The 22,250-nt window shown below is 60.8% G+C and carries 15 protein-coding genes; 12 read left to right on the plus strand and 3 right to left on the minus strand.

The features are described 5' to 3' along the window. Positions 1 to 126: 126 nt before the first annotated feature. Positions 127 to 1,533, minus strand: coding sequence for a glutamate--ammonia ligase (gene glnA, locus LIY45_RS14510; protein WP_003217999.1), 1,407 nt, complete (start codon positions 1,531 to 1,533; stop codon positions 127 to 129). A gap of 333 nt (positions 1,534 to 1,866) precedes the next feature. Here glnA and thiI point away from each other — a divergent pair, with 333 nt between their 5' ends. Both thiI and typA read left to right on the plus strand, forming a co-directional pair. Continuing rightward, on the plus strand, positions 1,867 to 3,321 hold the full coding sequence (gene thiI, locus LIY45_RS14515) for a tRNA uracil 4-sulfurtransferase ThiI (protein WP_026078056.1): 1,455 nt from the start codon (positions 1,867 to 1,869) through the stop codon (positions 3,319 to 3,321). Positions 3,322 to 3,460: 139 nt separating this feature from the next. Then, positions 3,461 to 5,281 (plus strand): translational GTPase TypA, encoded by a 1,821-nt coding sequence (typA, locus tag LIY45_RS14520; RefSeq protein ID WP_017478180.1) that lies wholly within the window; start codon positions 3,461 to 3,463, stop codon positions 5,279 to 5,281. Between the two features lie 195 nt (positions 5,282 to 5,476). Here typA and LIY45_RS14525 read toward each other — a convergent pair whose 3' ends face one another. Further along, on the minus strand, positions 5,477 to 5,911 hold the full coding sequence (locus LIY45_RS14525) for a YkgJ family cysteine cluster protein (protein ID WP_017478181.1): 435 nt from the start codon (positions 5,909 to 5,911) through the stop codon (positions 5,477 to 5,479). 235 nt (positions 5,912 to 6,146) lie between these two features. On the opposite strand from LIY45_RS14525, the gene LIY45_RS14530 reads away from it, so the two are divergent. The 6 genes from LIY45_RS14530 to LIY45_RS14555 all read left to right on the plus strand — a co-directional run bounded on the left by LIY45_RS14530 (position 6,147) and on the right by LIY45_RS14555 (position 15,749). Then, positions 6,147 to 8,597: a glycogen/starch/alpha-glucan phosphorylase gene (locus LIY45_RS14530; protein ID WP_226476733.1), complete on the plus strand. Its 2,451-nt coding sequence runs from the start codon at positions 6,147 to 6,149 to the stop codon at positions 8,595 to 8,597. Between the two features lie 100 nt (positions 8,598 to 8,697). Then, a complete protein-coding gene (locus tag LIY45_RS14535; protein ID WP_226476734.1) occupies positions 8,698 to 12,234 on the plus strand; it encodes a DUF2339 domain-containing protein in 3,537 nt (1,178 codons plus the stop codon). Further along, positions 12,234 to 13,589 (plus strand): DUF3999 domain-containing protein, encoded by a 1,356-nt coding sequence (locus tag LIY45_RS14540; protein ID WP_017478184.1) that lies wholly within the window; start codon positions 12,234 to 12,236, stop codon positions 13,587 to 13,589. The genes LIY45_RS14535 and LIY45_RS14540 overlap by 1 nt, the downstream gene beginning before the upstream one ends. A gap of 107 nt (positions 13,590 to 13,696) precedes the next feature. Beyond that, positions 13,697 to 14,707, plus strand: coding sequence for a class 1 fructose-bisphosphatase (locus LIY45_RS14545; RefSeq protein WP_017478185.1), 1,011 nt, complete (start codon positions 13,697 to 13,699; stop codon positions 14,705 to 14,707). A 185-nt stretch (positions 14,708 to 14,892) separates the two neighbouring features. After that, positions 14,893 to 15,147, plus strand: a complete 255-nt coding sequence (locus LIY45_RS14550; RefSeq protein WP_003217986.1) for a hypothetical protein — start codon at positions 14,893 to 14,895, stop codon at positions 15,145 to 15,147. 32 nt (positions 15,148 to 15,179) lie between these two features. Then, positions 15,180 to 15,749, plus strand: coding sequence for a lipocalin family protein (locus tag LIY45_RS14555; RefSeq protein WP_017478186.1), 570 nt, complete (start codon positions 15,180 to 15,182; stop codon positions 15,747 to 15,749). Between the two features lie 113 nt (positions 15,750 to 15,862). Here LIY45_RS14555 and LIY45_RS14560 read toward each other — a convergent pair whose 3' ends face one another. Continuing rightward, on the minus strand, positions 15,863 to 17,227 hold the full coding sequence (locus LIY45_RS14560; protein WP_226476735.1) for a formimidoylglutamate deiminase: 1,365 nt from the start codon (positions 17,225 to 17,227) through the stop codon (positions 15,863 to 15,865). A gap of 78 nt (positions 17,228 to 17,305) precedes the next feature. On the opposite strand from LIY45_RS14560, the gene hutC reads away from it, so the two are divergent. From hutC to LIY45_RS14580, 4 genes are all read left to right on the plus strand, one after another. After that, complete coding sequence (gene hutC, locus LIY45_RS14565; RefSeq protein WP_177025851.1) at positions 17,306 to 18,085, plus strand: histidine utilization repressor; 780 nt, start codon at positions 17,306 to 17,308, stop codon at positions 18,083 to 18,085. Continuing rightward, positions 18,082 to 18,642, plus strand: coding sequence for a HutD family protein (locus LIY45_RS14570; protein WP_226476736.1), 561 nt, complete (start codon positions 18,082 to 18,084; stop codon positions 18,640 to 18,642). Before hutC ends, LIY45_RS14570 begins: the two co-directional genes overlap by 4 nt. Positions 18,643 to 18,965: 323 nt before the next feature. After that, on the plus strand, positions 18,966 to 20,636 hold the full coding sequence (gene hutU / locus LIY45_RS14575; protein ID WP_226476737.1) for a urocanate hydratase: 1,671 nt from the start codon (positions 18,966 to 18,968) through the stop codon (positions 20,634 to 20,636). Positions 20,637 to 20,785: 149 nt separating this feature from the next. Continuing rightward, positions 20,786 to 22,243 carry a cytosine permease gene (locus LIY45_RS14580; protein ID WP_226476738.1) on the plus strand — a complete coding sequence of 486 codons (1,458 nt, stop codon included), beginning with the start codon at positions 20,786 to 20,788 and terminating at the stop codon, positions 22,241 to 22,243. Positions 22,244 to 22,250: the final 7 nt, after the last annotated feature.

A 22,250-nucleotide genomic window follows, 5' to 3' on the forward strand; every position in this document is an offset into this window, starting at 1 on the left:
TGAAGAAATGCGGTGCCTTTGGATTTTTCGCAGGCAAGCCCGCTCCCACAGGGTTTGGCGGGCAAAAAAAAAGACCTCCCGAAGGAGGCCCTTTTTCATCACGCCACGTTAAGCAGCGCTACCGGATCAGCAGCTGTAGTACAGCTCGTATTCCAGTGGGTGTACGAAGGTGCGGACCTTGATTTCTTCTTCGCTTTTCAGGGCGATGTAGGCATCGATAAAGTCGTCGCTGAACACGCCGCCTTTGGTCAGGAACGCACGGCCCTTGTCCAGCTCTTCCAGGGCTTCTTTCAGGCTGCCGCACACTTGTGGGATCTCTTTGGCCTCTTCAGGCGGCAGGTCGTACAAGTTTTTGTCGGCGGCGTCGCCAGGGTGGATCTTGTTCTGGATACCGTCCAGGCCGGCCATGACCAGGGCAGCGAAGGCCAGGTATGGGTTGGCGGCTGGATCCGGGAAACGGGCTTCGATACGGCGAGCGCGAGGGCTGGACACGTAAGGAATACGGATCGAGGCGGAGCGGTTGCGAGCCGAGTAGGCCAGCATCACTGGCGCTTCGAAACCTGGGACCAGACGCTTGTAGGAGTTGGTCGACGGGTTGGTGAAGCCGTTCAGGGCCTTACCGTGCTTGATGATACCGCCGATGAAGTACAGAGCGGTGTCGGACAGGCCGGCATAACCTTCGCCAGCGAAGGTGTTCTTGCCTTCTTTGGCGATGGACAGGTGAACGTGCATACCCGAACCGTTATCGCCGTACAGCGGCTTAGGCATGAAGGTAGCGGTACGGCCGTAGGCATCAGCCACGTTGTGTACGCAGTACTTCAGGGTCTGTACTTCGTCAGCCTTGGCAACCAGGGTGTTGAACTTCACACCGATTTCGTTCTGGCCGGCAGTCGCCACTTCGTGGTGGTGAACTTCGATGACCAGGCCCATTTCTTCCATAGCGTTGCACATGGAGGTACGGATTTCGTGGTCGTGGTCGAACGGAGGAACCGGGAAGTAGCCGCCTTTGATACCTGGACGGTGGCCTTTGTTGCCGCCTTCCACGTCCTGGTCGGACATCCACGAACCTTGTTCGGAGAAGATTTTGAACATGGAGCCAGAGATGTCGGACTTGAACTTGACCGAATCAAAGATGAAGAATTCTGGTTCCGGACCTACGAATACGGTGTCGCCGATACCGGTCGACTTCAGGTATTCCTCGGCACGCTTGGCGATCGCACGTGGGTCACGGTCGTAGCCTTGCATGGTCGAAGGCTCGATCACGTCGCAGACGATGATCAGCGTTGGGTCTTCGGTGAACGGGTCGAGTACGGCGGTGCTGTCGTCCGGCATCAGGATCATGTCGGAAGCTTCGATGCCTTTCCAGCCGGCAATGGAGGAACCGTCGAACATTTTGCCTTCTTCGAAGAAGGCGTCATCCAGCGCGTCGCGAGCCGGCATGGTCACGTGGTGCTGAGTGCCTTTTGTGTCCGTGAAGCGCAGATCAATCCATTTGACGTCATGATCTTTGATGAGTTGAACCGACTTCGACATAGTGTCCTCCGGGTGGCTTCGGGCTGGGGTAGTGGAGTAGCCCTTAGAATGTGGGTGATGCCGGCGCGAATACTCGACCAAGGCAACCTGCCTCACAAGAGAGCAAATTGCATGCCAGTGCCCCGACATGGGTTTTTTGCCACAAAAACGCCCCTATAAAGGTGCAATCCGCTGAAGCGGAAGAAAATGCGCACCGCAATGTAGCGTGAATTTTCATTTATGACCTGTTTTGGTGCGCGAAAGGTTCGATGCATATTAACTGGTTAAACCTTGAGCGATTTCCGCTATAATCCGCGCCCCCCTTTTTCGGCTGGGCCTGCGCGCGCTGTTTTCATGAAATTAATCGTTAAAGTCTTCCCCGAGATCACCATCAAGAGCCGACCGGTACGGATGCGTTTCATCCGTCAATTGGCCAAGAACATCCGTGCCGTGCTCCGCGATCTGGACCCGGCGGTGGTGGTGAGCGGTGTGTGGGACAATCTCGAGCTGGAAACCCGCCTCACAGACCCCAAGGCCTTGAAGGACATGACCGAGCGCCTGAGCTGCGTGCCGGGCATCGCGCATTTCCTGCAGGTCGACGAGTACCCGTTGGGTGACTTCGACGACATCACCGAAAAGTGCAAACAGCACTACGGCGATGTGCTGGCGGGCAAGGTTTTTTCGGTGCGTTGCAAACGCGCCGGCAAGCACCCGTTCAGCTCCATGGATGTCGAAAAATACGTGGGCAGCAAGCTGCGTCGCGAGTGCGGCGCCGCCGGAATTTCCCTGAAAGCGCCGCAAATTGAAGTGCGGATGGAAATTCGCGACCAACGGTTGTTTGTGATCCACAGCCAGCACGACAGCATCGGCGGCTACCCGCTGGGTGCCCTGGAACAGACCCTGGTCTTGATGTCCGGCGGTTTCGATTCCACCGTCGCGGCCTACCAGATCATGCGCCGCGGGCTGATGAGCCACTTCTGCTTCTTTAACCTGGGCGGACGTGCACACGAATTGGGCGTGATGGAAGTCGCGCATTACATCTGGAAGAAGTACGGCAGCTCCCAACGGGTGCTGTTTGTCAGCGTACCGTTCGAGGAAGTCCTGGGAGAAATTCTCGGGAAAGTCGATAACAGTCATATGGGCGTAGTATTGAAGCGTATGATGTTGCGCGCTGCGTCCCGAATCGCGGATCGGCTGGAAATCGACGCACTGGTCACCGGTGAAGCGATTTCCCAGGTGTCCAGCCAGACCCTGCCGAACCTGTCGTTGATCGACTCTGTGACCGAGAAGCTGGTATTGCGCCCGCTGATCGCCAGTCACAAGCAAGACATCATCGACCTGGCGACCCAGATCGGCACGGCGGATTTCGCCAGGCACATGCCGGAATATTGCGGGGTCATCTCGGTGAACCCCAAGACCCACGCCAAACGCAACCGCGTGGAGTACGAAGAACAACAGTTCGACATGGCGGTGCTCGAGCGAGCGCTTGAGAACGCCAAACTGGTGCCGATCGATCGGGTTATCGACGAATTGGGCCAGGATTTGCAGATCGAAGAAGTCAGCGAGGCTCTGGCCGGTCAGATCATCATCGACATCCGTCACCCGGATGCCGCTGAAGACGAGCCGCTGGAAATTGCTGGCATCGACGTACAAACGCTGCCGTTCTATGCACTGAATGCGCGTTTCAAGGAACTGGATGACAGCCGTCAGTACCTGTTGTATTGCGACAAAGGCGTGATGAGTCGCCTGCATGCCCACCATTTGCTCAGTGAGGGGCATGCCAATGTGCGCGTTTATCGACCGAGCTAAGAGCCCGGGGCTGTTTGCCTGTGGCCTGCGTCACCGGCCCCCCGACTCTGCCGTCAAGCTGTAACGGCAAGGCCTGACTCTACTGTTAATCGCTGCCACGACCTGTCAGCACACCGAATCCTCTGATCGAGATACACAAGTGATCGAAAATCTACGCAACATCGCCATCATTGCTCACGTTGACCATGGTAAGACCACCCTGGTAGACAAACTCTTGCGTCAATCCGGCACCCTGGAGCGCAACGAGCTCAACGACGAACGCGTGATGGACTCCAACGACCAGGAGAAAGAGCGCGGTATTACCATTCTGGCGAAAAATACCGCCATCAACTGGAACGGCTACCACATCAACATCGTGGACACCCCGGGCCACGCCGACTTCGGCGGCGAAGTTGAACGCGTAATGTCGATGGTTGACTCCGTTCTGCTGCTGGTTGACGCTCAAGACGGCCCTATGCCGCAAACCCGTTTCGTGACCAAGAAGGCTTTCGAAGCCGGCCTGCGTCCGATCGTGTGCATCAACAAGGTTGACCGTCCAGGCGCGCGTCCGGACTGGGTTCTGGATCAGATCTTCGACCTGTTCGACAACCTGGGTGCTACCGAAGAACAGCTGGATTTCCAGGTGATCTACGCCTCTGCCCTGAACGGTATTGCCGGCCTGGAACACACCGCCATGGCGGAAGACATGACCCCGCTGTACCAGGCAATCGTTGACCACGTTCCACCACCGAAGGTTGACCGTGAAGGCCCGTTCCAGATGCAAATCTCGGCACTGGACTACAACAGCTTCCTGGGTGTTATCGGCGTTGGCCGTATCGCTCGTGGTAGCGTCAAGCCGAACACCCCGGTTGTCGCCATTGGCGCCGACGGCAAGAAACGCAACGGTCGTATCCTGAAGCTGATGGGTCACCACGGCCTGCACCGCATCGACGTTGAAGAAGCGTTTGCCGGTGACATCGTGTGCGTGAGCGGTATGGACTCGCTGTTCATCTCCGACACCCTGTGCCAGCCGGACACCGTCGAGGCGATGAAGCCTCTGACCGTTGACGAGCCAACCGTTTCCATGACCTTCCAGGTAAACGACTCGCCTTTCTGCGGTAAAGAAGGCAAGTTCGTGACTTCCCGTAACATCAAGGAACGTCTGGACAAAGAGCTGCTGTACAACGTTGCTCTGCGCGTTGAAGAAGGCGACTCGGCTGACAAGTTCAAGGTTTCCGGCCGTGGTGAGCTGCACCTCTCGGTACTGATCGAAACCATGCGTCGCGAAGGCTTCGAAATGGGCGTTGGTCGTCCTGAAGTGATCATCCGTCAGGTTGACGGCGTGAAGCAGGAACCGTTTGAAAACGTCACCATCGACACCCCTGAAGAATCCCAGGGCAAGGTCATGGAAGAGATGGGCCTGCGTAAGGGCGACCTGACCAACATGGTGCCGGATGGCAAAGGCCGTGTGCGTCTGGAATACAACATCCCTGCGCGTGGTCTGATCGGTTTCCGTAACCAGTTCCTGACCCTGACCAACGGTGCTGGCATCCTGACCTCGATCTTTGATCGCTACGACACCATGAAGTCCGGCGACATGTCCGGTCGTCAGAACGGTGTTCTGGTATCGGTAGAAACCGGCAAGGCGCTGACCTACTCCCTGGAAACCCTCCAGGCGCGTGGCAAGCTGTTCGTTGAGCACGGTCAAGAGATCTACAACGGTCAGATCGTTGGTCTGAACAGCCGTGACAACGATATGGGCGTCAACCCAACCAAAGGCAAGAAGCTCGACAACATGCGTGCTTCGGGTAAAGACGAAACCATCGCTCTGGTTCCACCTGTTCGCTTCACCCTGGAACAGGCCCTGGAATTCATCCAGGACGACGAGCTGTGCGAAGTCACGCCTAAGTCGATCCGCCTGCGTAAGAAGATCCTGGACGAAGGCGAGCGTACCCGCGCTGCCAAGAAAGCCAAGAACTGAGTTAACTCAGGCTGAATGAAAAACGCCCCCGGTCGAAAGGCCGGGGGCGTTTTTTTATGCCTGCAATATCTGTAGTGACTGCAACGGCCTCATCGCGGGCAAGCCCGGCTCCCACATTTTGATAGGTGAACACATTCAACTGTGGGAGCTGGCTTGCCTGCGATAGGGCCCTCAAGGACCCCACAAAAATCTGGATCAGAACTTGTCGAGGGTCTTGAATTTGGTCTCGCGCACCACTTCCTTCGGCTTGTACGCGCAATACCCCGGCCGCGGTCCGATTTTCGGGTGATTGCGGCAAGTATCCGGGCGCTTGTCATAAATAGTGCAGAAGCGGCTCTTACGATCCAGGTACAGGCAATCGTTGTTGCTCATGCGCTGCAGGGTAAAGATCTCGGATTTGGCGTTGAAGCGCTCGACGATGCCTTCCTTCTGCAAGCGCTTGGCGATGTTCTTCGGTGGGTCGCCACGCTCGAATTCATCGACGATGCCGATGCGGATCAGGTCCTTGATCTTCACCTCAACCGGCAGGGTGCAGCAGCTCGACACACAGCCGCCACACATATGGCTTGAGTATTTCTGCCAGGTCTCGAGACGGTCGAGTTCCGCGGCGGCGATCAGTTGAGGCTTCATCAGGTTTCCAAGAGGGGTGTTATCCGGCGCGGGATCATACCGGAACTGGTGGTTTTTTGAACAATATCTTCCAGGTTTCAGCTCGAAGGCTGTGACGGGCCACAAACGGGCACGGCCCCTGCATCAATTTCCCGCAAAGGTGAATGAGTTAAAAAACTGCCGAACCAGAGCGTCTACCGTCTGTCAGACCGTCTAGGCTCTAGCAACTCCTTCTATCTCGCCCGAGGTCGCATCGATGTCTCAGGAACCGCTTGTACGTGAAGCAGAGGTAGCCGCATTTCGCGATGCCGTCTTGACCAAACTGACCTACGCGGTGGGCAAGGACCCCGATCATGCCTTCGACCACGACTGGTTCGAAGCTATCGCACTGGCCGCCCGCGACCACATGGTCGACCACTGGATGGACCACACGCGACACATCTACCGCAAGGGACAGAAGCGGGTCTATTACCTCTCGCTGGAATTCCTGATCGGCCGTCTGCTCTACGACAGCCTGAGCAACCTCGGCTTGCTGGACGTGGCCCGTGAGGCCATGAGCGAGCTCGGTGTGGACATGGAGCGCATTCGCCTGCTGGAGCCCGACGCGGCCCTGGGCAACGGTGGCCTCGGCCGCCTGGCGGCGTGCTTTATGGAAAGCATGTCGACCCTGGGCATTGCCGGTCACGGCTATGGCATTCGTTATGAGCATGGGCTGTTCCGCCAGGCAATTGTCGACGGCTGGCAGCAGGAACAGACCGAACGCTGGCTGGATTTCGGCAACCCCTGGGAGTTCGAGCGCGCCGAAGTGATCTACCCGATCGGTTTTGGCGGTGGTGTGGAAACCGTGCTGGACGCGTCCGGCAAGTCGATCCAGGTGTGGTCACCGAATGAAACCGTACGTGCGGTAGCGTATGACACCCCGGTGGTCGGCTGGCGCGGCGCAAGCGTCAACACCTTGCGCCTGTGGCGTGCCCGGGCGGTGGAAGACCTGCACCTGGAGCGCTTCAACGCCGGCGACCACTTGGGCGCCGTCGCCGAAGTGGCCCGCGCCGAAAGCATCTCCCGAGTGCTTTACCCGGCCGACAGCACCGAAGCAGGGCAGGAACTGCGCCTGCGCCAGGAGTACTTCTTCGTCTCCGCCTCGCTGCAGGATTTGCTGCGTCGCCACAAGAACATGCATGGCTCGGTGTTGAGCCTGGGTGAACACGCGGCCATCCAGCTCAACGACACGCACCCGTCGATTGCGGTGGCCGAGTTGATGCGCCAGTTGGTGGACCTGCACGACATCCCGTGGGATGCCGCCTGGGACGTCACCGTCGAAACCCTGTCGTACACCAACCACACCTTGCTCCCCGAGGCTTTGGAAACCTGGCCGGTCGGCCTGATGGAGCGCATGCTGCCGCGGCACATGCAGATCATCTACCTGATCAATGCCCGGCACATCGACTCGCTGCGGGCCAAAGGCATTCACGACTTCGACGTCCTGCGCGCCGTTTCGCTGATCGAAGAAGACAACGGCCGCCGCGTACGCATGGGCAACCTGGCGTTCCTCGGCTCCCACAGCGTCAACGGCGTGTCCGGCCTGCACACCCAACTGATGCGCAGCACGGTGTTCTCCGAACTGCACAAGCTCTACCCGGACCGCATCAATAACAAAACCAACGGCATTACGTTTCGCCGCTGGTTGTTCCAGGCGAATCCAAAACTCACCGCGATGCTGGTGGAAGCGCTGGGCCCGGATATTCTCGACAACACCGAAACCCGTCTGGTTGAGCTGGAAACCTTTGCCGAGAAGCAAGCGTTCCGCAAAGCCTTCGCCGAACAGCGTCTGCACAGTAAGCGGGCACTGGCCGACATCATCCACGAGCGCCTGGGGGTTTCGGTCAACCCGGCGGCGATGTTCGATGTGCAGGTCAAGCGGATCCACGAGTACAAGCGCCAGCTGTTGAACCTGCTGCACACCGTCGCGCTGTACCAGGCGATCCGTGCCGAGCCAGGCACCGACTGGGTGCCTCGAGTGAAGATCTTCGCCGGTAAGGCGGCGGCCAGCTATCACCAGGCCAAGCTGATCATCAAGCTGACCAACGATATCGCCCGCACCGTCAACAACGACCCTACCGTGCGCGGTTTGCTCAAGGTGGTGTTCCTGCCCAACTACAACGTCAGCCTGGCAGAAAGCATCATTCCGGCGGCCGACCTGTCGGAGCAGATTTCCACTGCCGGCTTTGAAGCGTCGGGCACCAGCAACATGAAATTCGGCCTCAACGGTGCGCTGACCATCGGCACCATGGACGGTGCCAACGTCGAGATGCACGAGCGCGTGGGCGCCGATCACATGTTCATCTTCGGCCTGAGTGCCGAGCAGGTGGAAGCGCGCAAGCATGCCGGAGAGTTCAATGCCGGGCCAGACGTTGCCGCGTCTCATCGCTTGAATGACGTACTGCAAGCGATTCGCGGCGGGGTGTTCTCGCCGGATGATCCGGGCCGTTATGCCGGGTTGGTGGATTCGCTGATCGACTACGACCGCTTCCTGGTCTGTGCCGACTTTGATTCCTACTGGGATGCCCAGGCGCGGGTCGAAGCCCACTGGCACGACTCCAAGGCATGGTGGCGCTCGGCGGTGCTCAATACCGCGCGCATGGGGTGGTTCTCGTCGGACCGGACCATCCGGGAGTATGCGACGGAGATCTGGAAAGCTCTGGACTGAGTTTTTCTTAATCTGTGCCCCAAGGCCCAACCTGTGTTGGGCCTTGTCGATATACTAAGCGCCGGTTCCGCCCGCTTCGGGCTGCTTAGGGATATCGACTATGCAATGGATTTTCATGCTGATTGGCCTGGTGCTCGGCTGGACGCTCGATGAGTCGTTCAGTGATGCGGGCATTGGTGCGCTGCTCGGTTTGGGCATTGGCCAGGCGATTCGCCTGTCGATGCTCGCCTCGCGTACGGAGGAGCAAGGCCGTCAGCTGGAGTCTGCCCGGAACGCCCTGAAGGTGGTCGAGCAACGCCTGGCCCTGCTGGAAAGGCCTGCCGCCGTTGAAGCCCCTGAACCTGTCTTTGTCGAAGAGCCGCTGCCGGTAGCGGCGCCGCCCGAACTCGTCTGGGAGTTACCCGCTGAACTGGAACCGGCCTACGCAACCGTGGCGGCCGAGCCCAGCCAGCCATTGCCGGCTGACGTGTGGAGGGCTGAGCCGAGCGACAGCATCCCTGAGCAACCCGCCACACCTGCGGTACCTCACGGGCCCAACTTCATCGAACGTGCCATCAGCGGTGCCCGCAACTGGCTGTTCGGTGGCAACACCGTGCTGCGGGTCGGCGTGGTGCTGTTGTTCCTCGGCCTGGCTTTCCTGCTGCGTTATGCCACTGAAGGCATGGTGGTGCCGATCGAGCTGCGTTATGCCGGTGTTGCCGGCTGTGCGTTGGCCTTGCTGGGGCTGGGTTGGTGGCTGCGGCTGCGCAACAGCAATTACGGGTTGATGCTGCAAGGCACCGGTATTGCCGTGCTGTACCTGACGGTGTTCGCCGCGATGCGCCTGCATCCGCTGCTTGATCCCGGTGCAGCCCTTGGCTTGCTGGTGGCTGTCACGGTGTTCTCGGCGATCCTGGCGATTACCCAGGACGCCCTCGGCCTGGCCTGCGCCGCCGCCCTCGGCGGTTTTGCCGCACCTATTCTTACGTCTACCGGCGCTGGCAATCATGTGGCGCTGTTCAGTTACTTCGCCCTGCTCAACGCGGGCATTCTCGCCATCGCCTGGTTCAAGGCCTGGCGCCTGCTCAACCTGATCGGCTTTGTCGGCACCTTCGGTATCGGCTTCGCCTGGGGCATGCGCTCTTATACGCCGGAGTTGCTGTGGAGCACCGAGCCGTTCCTGATTGTGTTTTTCCTGATGTACCTGGGCATCGGCCTGTTGTTCGCCCGGCGCAAGTTGCTGGAGATGCGCGACGCGCCGGACGATGACAGCCGTGGCGCGCTGCTGCGTTGGTCGGCGGCCAAGGGCGACTATGTCGACGGCAGCATGCTGTTCGGTCCGCCGCTGGTGGGTTTCGGGCTGCAGTTTGCGCTGGTGCAGCACCTGGAGTTTGCCGCCGCGTTCAGCGCGCTGGCCCTGGGCATTATCTACATGGGCCTGGCCCGTTTGTTGAGCGGCGGTCGCGCCTTGCTGCTGGCGGAAACCTGCCTGGCGCTGGGTGTGATCTTTGCCAGCCTGGCGATTCCCCTGGGCCTCGATGCACGCTGGACGGCGGCGGCCTGGGCCGTGGAAGGCGCCGGGATATTCTGGCTTGGCCTGCGCCAGCAACGGCCGTTGGCGCGGGCGTTTGGCTTGCTGTTGCAAGTCGGCTCGGCGCTGGCGTTCCTCAGCGAATTGCGGGTGGGCGAGACCAGTCTGTTGGATGGCGCACCGTTGGGTGCGTTGTTGCTGGGTGCGGCGTTGCTGTTCAGTTTCTTCCAGTTGCGCAAGGCGCCGGTGGAGCAAGCGGCGCAGTGGGAGCGTCGTGGCTTGCCAGTGTTGGCCAGCGTCGGCCTGGGTTTCTTGTACCTGCTTGCGCCGCTGCTGCTGTCGACCCAAGGCACCGCCATCAGCTGGGCGCTTGCGGGCCTTGCGACTTTGCTGGTCGGTCTACGCATCGGCTCGCGCACGTTCCTCTTCACCGCATTTGCCGTGCAACTGCTGGGTGGGGCGCTGTTCCTGCTGCGGTTGCGGACGGGCGCCGATTCCGGCGCGGTGTTCAGTGCGGGTTGGAGCGGGCTGCTCACGGCTTCGCTGATTGGCCTGGCGTTGATCGGCGGCATGCTGCTGGCCGCGCGGGACACCCTGGTGCGCAGCGATGTGCGGTTGTTGCGTGGCCTGTCGGTGGTGCTGTTGGCCGGACTGGTGCTGATCAACCTCGCGGTGCTGTTTGTGCTGCCATGGGAGACCGCCAGCGGCGTGTGGGCGGCCAGCGGCTTGTTGATCATCTGGCTGAGCCTGTATCTGCAACAGCGCGTCAGTTTTGTGTTCGGGTTGTTGCTGCAGGTGATCGGTGGCGCTTCGTTCCTGATCGCGGTGCCGGACCTGCTCGGGCCGCTGACCAGCGAGGGTTTGCGTCCTTTGGGCCATAGCGGTTTCTGGACGCCGATGGTGCTCGGGCTGGCAGCACTGGTCGGTGCCTGGCGCTTGCAGCGCCGGCCGCATGCACCGGTGTTCGAAGCGCTGAGTTTGCAGCGGCTGTCCGACGTGCTGCTGGTGTGGGGCGCGGGCTGGTGGACGCTGGCGTTGGTCAGTGAAGTGCTGCGTTTTGCGCCGTCGATGCTGCAAGGCACCTGGCTGTTGGCGGTGGCGGCGGTGAGTGTGGCGATCTGGGCCGTATTGGCCTTGCGGCTGCAATGGGCGTCGCTGGGCTTGCTGTGCACGCTGTTGATGCCGGCGGCGGGCGTGGTGTTGCTGGGTGCGTGGGGCTCGCGTTATCACCCGGCGGCGAACTTCGCCTGGCTGGCGTGGGCGGCGGTGTTTGCGGTGCACTTCGTGTCGCTGCGGCGCCTGGCGTTGGTCATCCCGCAAAAAGCCCTGGGCGCCGCGCACGTGCTCGGTTGCTGGCTGCTGATCGGCGTGCTGGCGCTGGAGTTGCGCTACGGCCTGTTGCTGCTGTCCGAGGAATACAACGCCTGGCGCTGGCTGGGCTGGGCGATTCTGCCGAGCCTGTACCTGGTGCTGGCCGCTGCGCCGCGCCGTTGGCCGTGGCCGGTGTCGGCGTACCCACGCGAGTACCGATTGTATGCCGCGCTGCCGCTGGCGGTGCTGATGCTCGGCTGGTTCTGGCTGGCGAATATCTTCAGTGACGGCACCGCCGAGCCGCTGCCGTATGTACCGCTGCTTAACCCCTTGGATCTGGGATTGTTGTTCGCACTGCTGGGTGTGTACCTGTGGTCTCGCAGTGCCGCACCAGAACGCGGGCCGCGCGCCGAGCTGGTCGCCCAGGCGGTCGCCGGTGTCTCGTTGTTCGCCTTCTTCACCGCGCTGGTGATGCGCACGGCTCACCATTGGGCCGGCGTGCCGTTCCATCCGGATGCGCTGTTGGAGTCGATGCTGGTGCAGGCCGGGTTGTCGATCGTCTGGACCTTGATTGCCTTGAGCCTGATGATCGGCGGCCATCTGCGTCATCGGCGAGAGGTGTGGCTGATCGGTGCGGCGTTGATTGCCCTGGTGGTCGCCAAATTGTTTTTCGTCGAATTGAGCAACCGTGGCGGGCTGGCGCGGATCGTATCGTTTATCGGTGTGGGCGGGCTGTTGCTGGTGGTGGGCTATTTCGCCCCGCTGCCGCCCAAGCGCGCCGAGCCGGTGGTTGAAACTGAAGGAGTGGCCTCTTGATGGGCAAGCTGAGTGTGGCGCTGTTGGGGTTGTGCACAACGTTCTCGGCGTGGGGTCAGGAAACGCCCGCCGATTTCACCACGCGGGTACCGCTGACGGTCAGCGGCGAAGGCCCGTGGTACCGCCTGGAGCTGCCGCTGGCGGTGCAATTGAGTGCCCGTCAGGCCGACCTGAGCGATGTGCGGGTGTTCAACGCAGCCGGCGAACCCCAGGCCTACGCGCTGGCGCGGCAGTCGGCGCAAAGCACCGAAAGCCGTAGCCTGTCCAACGTGAAGTGGTTCCCGTTGTACGCCGCGGCCGACTCCGCTGAAGCCGTGCCCAGCGTGCGTGTGCAATCCACGTCCACCGGCACGTTGGTGCAAGTGCAGCCGCCTAGCCAATTGGAGGCCGGCGAAGAGGTCCTGCGCGGCTGGTTGCTCGACGCCAGTGGGATCAAGGCGCCGTTGCAGCAACTGATCCTCGATTGGACCAGCGAGCGCGACGGCTTCCAGCGCTTCAGCATCGAAGCCAGTGATGACTTGCAGCACTGGCGCGCCTGGGGCGAAGGGCAGGTGGCGAGACTGTCGTTTGCCGATGAGCGGGTCGAGCAGCACGAAGTGAGTTTACCGGGGCAGTCGGCGCGTTACCTGCGTCTGCTCTGGAAAGGCCAGGCCGCACCGGCACTGACGTCGGCGCAGGTGGAGAGTGTCAGCGCCCATAGCCTGCCGTTGCCGCTGGTGTGGTCGCAGCCGTTGTCGGGCAGCCGTCTCAAGGCCGGGGAATACAGCTGGCAGTTGCCCAGCGCACTGAATGTCGAACGCTTGCGCATCGACCTGAGCCAACCCAACAGCCTTGCACCCGTCACTCTGTCGGGCCGCCGAGAGAGCAATCAGGCCTGGCAGCCCCTGAGCAGCGGCTTGCTCTACCGGCTGACGCAAAATGGCCAGGACGTTTTGCAGAATGAATTACAGCTGCCAGGCCAGGCTGTTGCCCAGCTCAAGCTTGATGTGGACGAGCGCGGCGGTGGCCTGGGTGTTGAGGCCCCGACCTTGAGCTTTGCGGTGCGGGCCACCCAGTTGGTGTTCCTGGCGCGGGGCGAACCACCGTTCACCTTGGCATTGGGCAATCCGTCGGTGAAAGGTGCGAATTTGCCGCTGTCAACGTTGATCCCGGATTACAGCGCTGAACGCTTCGCCGCGCTTGGGCAGGCCAACGTGGCGGGCGAAGCGGTGGTGAGTTCGCCTGCGGTTGCGACCCCTGTCGATGCCGGGCCGAACTGGAAAAAGCTCGGTCTTTGGGCCGTGCTGCTGCTCGGTGTGGCGGCACTCGGAGCCATGGCCTACAGTTTGCTGCGCAAGCCGCCGGTGGCACGTTAAATAAAGTCCATGAACTCTATTGGGTTTAAATCCTCTGATAGGAGGAAATACGCCCCGACTCGCGTTAAACTGCGCGGGTTTTTAGCCCCCACTTTCCGGAGCCTTCCATGTCCCGCGTTACCCTGAGTCGCTATTTGATCGAGCAGACCCGCAGCAACAACACGCCTGCCGATCTGCGCTTCCTTATCGAAGTGGTGGCGCGTGCTTGCAAGGAAATCAGCCACGCCGTCTCCAAAGGCGCGTTGGGTGGTGTCCTGGGCAGCATGGGCACTGAAAACGTACAAGGCGAAGTGCAGAAGAAGCTCGACGTGATTTCCAACGAAATCCTGCTGGAAGCCAACGAATGGGGCGGTCACCTGGCCGGCATGGCGTCCGAAGAAATGGACAATGCCTACCAGATCCCGGGCAAATACCCGAAAGGCGCCTACCTGCTGGTATTCGACCCATTGGATGGTTCGTCGAACATCGACATCAACGCGCCGGTTGGCACCATCTTCTCGGTACTGCGTTGCCCGAACGAATACCTGAGCCAGAACGAAGCCCTGAACGAAAAGGCCTTCCTGCAGCCAGGTACCCAGCAGGTCGCTGCCGGTTACGCGATCTACGGCCCACAGACCATGTTGGTACTGACACTGGGCGACGGCGTCAAAGGCTTCACCCTGGACCGTGAAATGGGCAGCTTCGTGCTCACCCACGAAGACATCACCATTCCTGCGTCCACCCAGGAATTTGCGATCAACATGTCCAACCAGCGCCACTGGGAAGAGCCGGTTACCCGCTATGTGGGTGAGTTGATGGCAGGCGAAGAAGGTCCGTTGAAGAAGAACTTCAACATGCGCTGGGTGGCTGCGATGGTCGCCGACGTGCACCGCATCCTGACCCGTGGTGGCTTGTTCATGTACCCACGTGACAGCCGCGAGCCGTCCAAGCCGGGCAAACTGCGCCTGATGTACGAAGCCAACCCGATGTCGTTCCTGGTTGAGCAGGCGGGCGGTGCGTCCACCGACGGCCACCAGCGCATCCTCGACATCCAGCCTGAAGGCCTGCACCAGCGTGTGGCGGTGTTCCTGGGTTCGAAGGAAGAAGTTGAGCGTGTGACCGGCTACCACAAGGCGTAAGCCTGGTTACCTGTAGGAGCGAGCAAGCTCGCTCCTACAGTGATTTCATTCGCTTGACTGAGCCCCGAAACGTTTCAGCGTTTTCGGGGCTTTTTTGTTTTCCCTCGTCGGGAACCAGACACCTCTTTTCCCTTCTAAGCTTCTGGCAGACCCCCAAGCTGCTTCGTCTCTCCAGGAGTTATTCCATGTCGTTACGCCGTCTCGCCCTGTTGTCGTTTTGCGTGCTTCTGGCCGCTTGCAGCAAGGTCACCCAAGAAAATTACGCAAAACTGTCGGCCGGCATGCCCAAGGCCGAAGTGGAGTCGTTGCTGGGTAAGCCGACTGATTGTTCTGGCGCGCTGGGTATGTCCAGTTGCACCTGGGGCGATAAAAACAGCTTTATCAGCGTGCAATACGCCGGTGACAAAGTACTGATTTTTTCCGGGCAAGGCCTGAAGTAAACCGGGGCGCAAGCCTGCGGGAGAAAAACAACATGATGCGTTTCGTTCTATACCTCTGCGCCAGCCTGTTTTTGGCGGGCTGCGCCAGCCATTCTGGCGATGATCTGCAACCCAAGACTGTCGGCAGCGTCAACCTCAAGCGTTACCAGGGCACCTGGTATGAGTTGGCCCGTTTGCCGATGTACTTCCAGCGCAATTGCGCACAGTCCGAAGCCCGCTACACGCTGTTGCCCGACGGCAATATGTCGGTGTTCAACCGCTGCCTGACGCCTGAGTGGAAGTGGCAAGAAGCCAAGGGCACGGCCACGCCGCAGGTTGCCGGCAGGACCGACAAACTGTGGGTTGAATTCAATAACTGGTTCACCTCGCTGTTGCCGGGCGTGGCCAAGGGCGATTACTGGGTGCTGTACGTCAGCGATGACTACAAGACCGCCATTGTCGGCAGCCCGAGCCGGCGCTACATGTGGTTATTGTCGCGCACGCCGACGGTCAGCGCCGACACCCGCGAAGACCTGCTGAGCAGGGCGCGACAACAGGGGTATGACACCACGCGCTTGATCTGGCGTACGTCGGACAAGCAGATGGCGAAGACTTCTCAGTAACGCAAGAGCGCCATCGTTCCAATGTGGGAGCTGGCTTGCCTGCGATAGCGGTGTTGGATTCACCATCGCTATCGCAGGCAAGGCAGCTCCCACATTTTGTTATGTATTGTCTGTTAGCCCAGCAAATCCCGCAGAACCTGGGTAAACGCCCGGCTGCTGTCTTCTTCGGCGGCGTGATGCCCGTCGCGAATCACCCACTGGCCGTTCACCAGCACATCGCGCACCTGGCGATCACCACCGGCAAACAGCCAGCGATTGAGAATCCCGTCTTCGTTTGCCGTCGCCAGGTACGGATCGTTGCCATCCAGCACCAGCCAGTCCGCACGCTTGCCGACTTCCAGGCGCCCAATCGGCTGCCCCAGCGCTTCGGCACCACCGTCCAGCGCGGCATCGAACAGCGTACGGCCGACCATCGGTTGATCGCTGCGATACAGCCGGTTGCGTCGCTGGTCCCGCAGCCGCTGCCCATATTCCAGCCAGCGCAATTCTTCCACTACGCTCAGCGATACATGGCTGTCGGAACCAATCCCCATGCGCCCGCCCTGGGCCAGGAAGTCCACCGCCGGGAAAATCCCGTCCCCCAGGTTGGCTTCAGTGGTCAGGCACAGCCCGGCAATCGCCCGGCTCTTGGCCATTAACGTCACTTCTTCCGGGTTGGCGTGGGTGGCATGCACCAGGCACCAGCGCTGATCCACTTCAACATGGTCATACAGCCATTGCAGCGGACGCTGGCCGCTCCAGGCCAGGCAGTCGTCGACTTCCTTTTGCTGCTCGGCGATATGGATATGCACCGGGCACGTCTTGTCGCTGGCGGCCAGCACGTCGCTGATCTGTTGGGGTGTTACCGCGCGCAGTGAGTGGAAGCACAGGCCCAGTTGTTGCGCCGGTTGCGCAGCCAGAATCGGTTGCAGGCGTGATTGCAGGTTCAGGTAATGTTCGGTGCTGTTGATAAAGCGCCGCTGGCCTTCATTGGGCGCCTGGCCGCCGAAACCGGAGTGGCTGTAGAGCACCGGCAGCAAGGTCAGGCCGATACCGCTGCTGGCGGCGGCCTGGCTGATTTGTCGCGACAACTCCGCAGGGTCGGCATAGGGTTGGCCGCTGACGTCGTGGTGCACGTAGTGAAATTCGGCCACCGAGGTGTAGCCGGCCTTGAGCATTTCGATATACAGCTGGCGCGCGATGATCCGCAGTTGGTCGGGGCTGATCTTGCCAACCATCCGGTACATCAGGTCGCGCCAGGTCCAGAAGCTGTCATTCGGGTTGCCGGCGACTTCCGCCAGCCCGGCCATCGCCCGCTGGAACGCGTGGGAATGCAGGTTCGGCATGCCCGCCAGCACCGGGCCCCTGAGCCGTTCGGCACCGTCTGCACTGGCGTTGGGCTCAACCTGGGTCAGCCGGCCATCGGCGCTGACTTCAAGACGTACATCGTTGGCCCATCCATTAGGCAGCAGCGCGCGTTCGGCAAAGAAAGCGGACATGATTCAGGCACCCCGGTCGTGTGTTTATTTGTATATACATATACAGACGTTTGCCTGCTCGGTAAACTCCGGCAAGCTATGCTTCTTTTTCACCTACAAGGATTTCCCGTGCCGACTCCGCCTGCCAAGTCTCCACTGGCTGCCCACATGGACGAAAGTCCGGCGCCCTTGTACGCCCGCGTCAAACAGATGATCAGCCAGCAGATTCTCAACGGCAATTGGCCGCCGCATTATCGCGTGCCGTCGGAAAGCGAACTGGTCAACCAACTGGGCTTCAGCCGCATGACCATCAACCGCGCGCTGCGCGAGTTGACCGCCGAAGGCCTGCTGGTGCGCATGCAAGGTGTGGGCACATTCGTCGCCGAGCCCAAGAGTCAATCGGCCCTGTTTGAAGTGCACAACATCGCCGATGAGATTGCCTCGCGCGGTCATCGTCATACGTGCAAAGTCATCACCCTCGGTGAAGAAGCCGCCGGTTCCGAGCGCGCCGTCGCCCTGGAAATGCGCGAAGGCGGGCGGGTATTCCATTCGTTGATCGTGCACTACGAAAACGACATCCCGGTGCAAATCGAAGACCGCTTCGTCAACGCCCTGGTCGCGCCGGAATACCTGCAGCAGGATTTCACCCAGCAAACGCCTTATGCCTACCTCAACCAGGTGGCGCCGCTGACCGAAGGCGAGCACGTGGTGGAGGCGATCCTGGCCGACGCCGATGAATGCACGTTGCTGCAAATCGAAACCAGCGAGCCATGCCTGTTGATTCGCCGCCGCACCTGGTCTGGCCGCCAGCCGGTCACGGCTGCGCGTTTGATCCACCCCGGTTCCCGTCATAGCCTGGAAGGACGTTTCAGTAAATGAGTTCGATGAAAGTCTGGCGCGCCGCCGATTACATCCGCATGCCGTGGAAAAACGGCGGCGGCAGCACTGAAGAAATCACCCGTGACGCGGGCGAGGGCCTGGACGGTTTCGGCTGGCGCCTGTCGATTGCCGATATCGCCGAGTCCGGCGGGTTCTCCACCTTTGCCGGGTACCAGCGGATCATCACCGTGCTGCAAGGCTCGGGCATGGTGCTGACAGTGGACGGCGAGGAGCAACTCGGGTTGTTACCGCTGCAGCCATTCCCGTTCAAGGGTGACAGCCAGGTGTCCTGCCGATTGATCGGTGGGCCGATCCGCGATTTCAACCTCATCTATTCGCCGCAACGCTATCAAGCGCGGTTGCAATGGATGGACGGTACGCAGCGTTTCTTCAGCGCCGCCCACAGCGTGCTGGTGTTCAGTGTGGCCGATGAAGTGAAGGCGCTCGGTGAGCGGTTGAACCGTCACGACTGCCTGCAACTGGACGGTAACACCGGCCTGCTGGACGTCAGCGTCACCGGCCGTTGCTGCGTCATCGAACTGACTGCACGGGCTTGAACAGGTGGGGGGTCTTCCCCCACATCGTGTTTCCAATACCCCGCACCAACTTGTTACCGAATGCCCCAGCATGGCGCAAAAGCCGGCCTGAGTAACAAGCCTCCCTCGCTGTAAAAACCGCCTGCAAGAAAATTCATCAAGCCGCGAAGCCTTGTTCTTAAAGGCTTGCGCTCCCGCTCGCAAAAAATCTGCAACGGCCCTCAGCGAAGTTGGCCGCCTGATTGCATATGCTTGTATGTACAAGTAAAGATGTGTGCGTAAGAGTCCATGAACATCCTCTTCGCACCAATCATGTTCGCGCATTGATCGTTGAGGAATTTTTTGTGACCAAGCCTACCAAGTACCGTGACGTTGAAATCCGCGCTGCCCGTGGCAACACGCTCACCGCCAAAAGCTGGCTGACTGAAGCACCGCTGCGCATGCTGATGAACAACCTCGACCCACAGGTGGCCGAGAACCCGAAAGAACTGGTGGTGTACGGCGGCATCGGCCGGGCCGCGCGAAACTGGGAATGCTACGACCAGATCGTCGAAAGCCTGACCAACCTCAACGACGACGAAACCCTGCTGGTGCAATCCGGCAAACCCGTCGGCGTATTCAAGACCCACAGCAATGCCCCGCGCGTACTGATCGCCAACTCCAATCTGGTGCCGCACTGGGCCAGCTGGGAACACTTCAACGAACTCGACGCCAAAGGCCTGGCCATGTACGGCCAGATGACCGCCGGCAGCTGGATCTACATCGGCAGCCAGGGCATCGTGCAGGGCACCTACGAAACCTTCGTCGAAGCCGGCCGCCAACATTACAACGATGACCTCAAGGGCCGTTGGGTCCTGACCGCCGGCCTCGGCGGCATGGGCGGCGCCCAGCCGCTGGCCGCGACGCTCGCCGGCGCGTGCTCGCTGAACATCGAATGCCAGCAGGTCAGCATCGATTTCCGCCTGAGCAGCCGCTACGTCGACGAGCAAGCCACCGACCTCGACGACGCCCTGGCGCGCATCGAGAAATACACCAAGGAAGGCCGCGCGATCTCCATCGCCCTGCTGGGCAACGCGGCGGAAATCCTGCCGGAACTGGTCAAGCGTGGCGTGCGCCCGGACATGGTCACCGACCAGACCAGCGCCCATGACCCGCTCAACGGTTACCTGCCCGCCGGCTGGACCTGGGACGAATACCGCGCCCGCGCCAAGACCGAACCGGCCGAAGTGATCAAGGCCGCCAAGCAATCCATGGCCGTGCACGTCAAAGCCATGCTCGAGTTCCAGAAGCAAGGCATCCCGACCTTCGACTACGGCAACAACATCCGCCAGATGGCCCAGGAAGAAGGCGTGGAAAACGCCTTCGACTTCCCGGGTTTCGTACCGGCCTACATCCGCCCGCTGTTCTGCCGTGGTATCGGTCCGTTCCGCTGGGCTGCGCTGTCCGGCGACCCGCAAGACATCTACAAGACCGACGCCAAAGTCAAAGCGCTGATCCCGGACGACGCCCACCTGCACAACTGGCTGGACATGGCCCGCGAGCGCATCAGCTTCCAGGGCTTGCCGGCACGTATCTGCTGGGTTGGCCTGGGCCAGCGCGCCAAGCTCGGCCTGGCATTCAACGAAATGGTGCGCAGCGGCGAGCTGTCGGCGCCGGTCGTGATTGGCCGCGACCACCTGGACTCCGGCTCGGTGGCCAGCCCCAACCGTGAAACCGAATCGATGCAGGACGGTTCCGACGCCGTGTCCGACTGGCCACTGCTCAACGCCTTGCTCAACACCGCCAGCGGCGCTACCTGGGTTTCGCTGCACCACGGCGGCGGCGTCGGCATGGGCTTCTCCCAGCACTCCGGCATGGTGATCGTCTGCGACGGTACCGACGAAGCGGCCGAGCGCATCGCCCGCGTACTGCACAACGACCCGGCCACCGGCGTGATGCGTCATGCCGATGCGGGTTACCAGATCGCCATCGATTGCGCCAAAGAGCAGGGCCTCAATCTCCCGATGATCAAGTAAAGACTGGCTCGGTCCTGTGGGAGCCGGGCTTGCCCGCGATGCAGACGACTCGGTTTTTCAGTAAGACCGAGGTGATGCCATCGCAGGCAAGCCAGCTCCCACAGAAGAGCAATCCGCATACAGAACAATCCATCAGAGGTTGAACAACAATGGCTGTAACAGACGCTCGTGCAAGCACCACCCCGTTGATCGAAAGGCGTTCGATCGACTACATCCCGGAAGCGGAAAGACACGGCCGTCTATTGAGTCAGTTCACCCTGTGGTTGGGTGCCAACCTGCAAATCACCGCGATTGTCACCGGGGCCCTGGCCGTGGTGTTGGGCGGTGATGTGTTCTGGTCGTTGATCGGTCTGTTGATCGGTCAACTGCTGGGGGGCGGCGTCATGGCGCTGCACGCAGCCCAGGGCCCGCAATTGGGCTTGCCACAAATGATCTCCAGCCGCGTGCAGTTTGGCGTATATGGCGCGGTGATCCCGCTGGTGCTGGTGTGCCTGATGTACATCGGGTTTTCCGCCAGCGGCTCATTGCTGGCGGGGCAGGCGGTGGCGCAGTTGCTCCACGTCGAAGACTGGGTCGGCATCGTGTTGTTCGCCGGGCTGATCATGGTGTTCACGATCTTCGGCTACCGGGTGATCCACGGTATCGGTCGCATCGCCAGCGTGCTGGGTGTGGTTGCCTTCGTGTACCTGTTCTACAAGCTGCTGGTCGGTAACGACATCGGTGCGTTGCTGGGCAACAAGCATTTTTCCCTCAGCAGTTTCCTGCTGGCGATTTCCCTGTCGGCGTCCTGGCAGATTGCGTTCGGCCCTTACGTGGCGGACTACTCGCGCTATTTGCCGCGCAGCACGCAAGCGTCGAAAACCTTCTGGGCCGTGGGCCTGGGTTCAGTGATCGGCGCGCAGGCTTCGATGGTGTTTGGGGTGTTTGCGGCGGCCCTGGCCGGTTCGCAATTCGCTCACCATGAAGTGTCGTTTATCGTCGGCCTGGGCGGCACCGGGATCGTCGCGGCGCTGCTGTATTTCAGCATCGCCTTCGGCAAGGTCACCGTGACCACCCTCAATGCCTACGGCAGCTTCATGTCCATCGCGACGATCATCAGCGGCTTCCGTGGCAGCCGACATATCGGCAGTGGCACGCGGCTGTTGTACATCTTCGTCATGGTGTCGCTTGCCGCCGCGCTGGCGTTGTTGGGCAAGGACTCGTTCCTCAAGGATTTCTCCGCGTTCATCCTGTTCCTGCTGGCGTTTTTCACGCCGTGGAGCGCGATCAACCTGGTGGATTTCTACTGCATCACCAAAGAGCGCTACGACATTCCGGCGCTGTCCAATCCCGACGGCCGCTACGGTCGCTGGAACCTGATGGGCATCAGCATCTACGTGTTTGGCGTACTGATTCAGATGCCCTTCATCTCCACGCACTTCTACACCGGGCCACTGGTCGCCAGCCTCGGTGATACCGATATCTCCTGGATCATCGGCCTGGTGGTGCCGGCTGCGCTGTACTACTGGGCTGCCAGAAAATGGCACAGCCCGACGCCTGAACGTTTGATCCTGCCGGTAGAGCAGGGCGCTGTACCAACGACAAACGGGCTGGCTGCACAGGCCTGATGGGACG

This window comes from Pseudomonas sp. MWU16-30323 (genome assembly GCF_020515595.1).
GTDB classification, from domain to species: Bacteria; Pseudomonadota; Gammaproteobacteria; order Pseudomonadales; family Pseudomonadaceae; genus Aquipseudomonas; species Aquipseudomonas yamanorum.